This is a genomic window from Paenibacillus senegalensis JC66 (genome assembly GCF_000285515.1).
Taxonomy (GTDB): Bacteria; Bacillota; Bacilli; order Paenibacillales; family NBRC-103111; genus Paenibacillus_L; species Paenibacillus_L senegalensis.
In genome coordinates, this window is the sequence record NZ_HE610958.1 from 8950 (window position 1) to 10066 (window position 1117).

Below are 1117 nucleotides of genomic sequence, written 5' to 3' on the forward strand. Positions count from 1 at the left end.
GGCAGTAACACCCAATCCAATCCCTTGATATGTTTTGTCTATTTGAAAACCACCAATCCAATAGTTATTTGTACTGTAAGGTGTATAGGAAAGATAAAAAAAGCCAATTGTTTTATCATTCAGACACAAAATATATGGATCAAAAGCTTCGTCCCAAGGCTTTATATAAGCCCATGCTAAAGATTGGACTACTGAAGGTACAAGGTTCTCTTGAGATTTGAATAACGATATAGAAATCGCTTCTACATAATTTGTTCTATCAATTGGTTTTATATCAATTAGACTCACGTTTGTTATCCTCTCGACTTATAATTCATTTTTCGTTCAGTTAACGTTCTTGTATTCACGACGCGACCCAGCCTTAGACAGCTCTTATCTTAGGCTGGGTCGTGTGTTGACTGAGCTCCTTCCATGATTATACATCTACCAACCAAGGAGCGTCAGCCCCGCAAAGGGAATACGATATACGCAGTTAAGACCAATATCGATTATGCTAATAACTTATCTTAATGCTACGTACATATCGATCTCATTATCTGAACTTTCTGGTTTGTACCTCTCATCCCAAATTTCAAAATCATATCCTTTCGATTCATGTCCATGTTCGCTCATCCATTGACCATATAGATAATCATATGACCGTCCTAACTCTGATTCGAGACCTTTATGTGTATATGTAACGTATTTACTTTCAGGTACTTGATGGCTCACCATCCCTGATGGAACGAAGTCATCTTCTTTGACCTCATAACAGAATAGTTGAGTAAAGCGCTCGATTCTTGGATTAAACCCATGTTTCATTGGATAAATTTGCATTAAAATTACATTCTCATTCTTTTTAAAGAGAATCTCGTCTTTTCTCGATATCAATGAATCATATGTATTTTTCCCAATGCCCGATTCTAATTCATCCAGGTTTGCCTCAATCCTAAAACCTACAACTGTAAATTCCGGTAATTTTACTTCTTTTGCTTCCATAATTATCACTCTCCAATTGTTTTATTGCTTTCTGATTATTATGATGCCATAACTTGCTGATTTCTATCATCTCTTGCAGATTACGTATAACGTCTTACGTATTCACGACGCGACCCAGCCTTAGATAGCTCTTATCTTA

2 protein-coding genes are annotated in these 1117 nt (G+C 36.3%); both read right to left on the reverse strand.

Annotation, left to right across the window (positions count from 1 at the left end):
* On the reverse strand, nt 1-288 hold a 288-nt coding region (locus tag PSHG_RS30860; protein WP_010271856.1), incomplete at its 3' end, for a GNAT family N-acetyltransferase.
* Between the two features lie 213 nt (nt 289-501).
* On the reverse strand, nt 502-978 hold the full coding sequence (locus PSHG_RS08490; protein ID WP_010271857.1) for a GyrI-like domain-containing protein: 477 nt from the start codon (nt 976-978) through the stop codon (nt 502-504).
* Between the last annotated feature and the right edge of the window lie 139 nt (nt 979-1117).